The following is a 1,337-nucleotide window of genomic DNA, read 5'->3' as shown; positions in this document are numbered from 1 at the left end:
CCTGTCCCTGGAGGGCCGTAGAATAATAGGTTATGGCGTCCAGCTGCTGCCAACTCCAAAGCACGTCTCGCTTGGAACTGACCCTTAATATCAGCCATATCCGGCTGCTTTTCGTCTTCCAAAATCATTTCTTCATAAGAAAGGGCTTGCAAAACACCGGGTGATTTAAGGTGCTGGCAAATTTCGCTCAAATGGCGTGCGGGGAAAATTGTATCGCTGCCAGCCATTTTCCCTTCATCAGCGTTACCATATGGGATAAATAAACATCGGCCGTCTTTTACGCTGGCAATAGCCGTGGGTAATACACCGGCAACCGGGCGCAAGTCTCCGGTTAAGGCCAGCTCACCAATAAACTCACTTTCACCAAGCTTTTCCGAGTCTATTTGACCTGTCGCAGCCAGGACTCCAATAGCAATTGCCAGATCATATCGTCCCCCTTGTTTAGGCAAGTCTGCAGGCGCCAAGTTAATGGTCACACGCCGATTCGGAAATTCGAAGCCAGAGTTGATTAAGGCACTGCGTACCCTTTCTTTGCTCTCTCGAACAGCCATTTCTGGAAGCCCAACAATCGCTAGGGATGGCAAACCATTTGAGAGATGAGTTTCGACTGTCACCAAAGGTGCATCGACACCGAGCTGAGCCCGGGTATAGATAATAGATAACGACATCGCATTCCTTTGCTAAGTTCATATCTGTTTAAGAAGGTAAGGAGCTGTATCAGGTAGACCGGAAAGCGCCTCATTAATACGCTTTGTATTAACTATTGCGCCATTTTAGATCAGCAGCATTATGCCCCTCAGTAGTGCAAGCACTGCATAAGTACAGTGCAAGAACGAACAAGTTCCATCTGTTCGTCATTAAATCAAGCTGACTTTTTCTCTAATTCAGCAAAATCTTTTTCTAGTTGTTCCAATTTGGCGCGTGTTGTTTCCAGCACCAATTGCTGAGTCTCAAACTCCTCACGAGTGACTAAATCCAGCTTGGAAATGACACCATTAATAAGAATTTTCAGTTGCGCAGTCAGATCCTCTTGAGCCGACTTTCCGGCGTCAGGTAATATCTGACTAACCTGTTCGTGGATGGTGTTAAGTACTTCTTGAGGGCTAAGCAACAAACGCTCCTTGGAATGCCTGGGACATTCTTTCTACATCAAACAAAAGAGCTATTCTAACACGCCCTGCCAGCGAAACCCACAACCCTAAAAAGGACAGATCTATTTTCAAATAATCAGATCCTCCCCCTATAAAAATCACCAAAGAGATGCGCTCGCCGCCAACCCGCATCAGATATTGCGTCATTATGGTGCGCCAAATCCAAGCCCGCACCACAAGACCACA

3 protein-coding genes are annotated in these 1,337 nt (G+C 46.6%); all 3 read right to left on the bottom strand.

The window, feature by feature from the left end; all coding sequences use genetic code 11:
• Positions 1 to 668 (bottom strand): magnesium chelatase domain-containing protein (locus A3729_RS25490; protein WP_197476093.1); only part of this gene is annotated, 668 nt, incomplete at its 3' end.
• A gap of 194 nt (positions 669 to 862) precedes the next feature.
• The gene (locus A3729_RS25485) at positions 863 to 1,111 is read right to left on the bottom strand and encodes an accessory factor UbiK family protein (RefSeq protein WP_068509259.1); all 249 of its coding nucleotides are present in this window, start codon (positions 1,109 to 1,111) and stop codon (positions 863 to 865) included.
• Positions 1,104 to 1,337, bottom strand: a 234-nt coding sequence (locus tag A3729_RS25480; RefSeq protein WP_231877506.1) for a hypothetical protein, incomplete at its 5' end; no start/stop codon positions are given. The genes A3729_RS25485 and A3729_RS25480, both read right to left, overlap by 8 nt.

This window comes from Oleiphilus sp. HI0043, from assembly GCF_001634935.1.
Note: the sequence above shows the minus strand (reverse complement) of the source record. Positions and strands in the feature narration are given on the sequence as shown.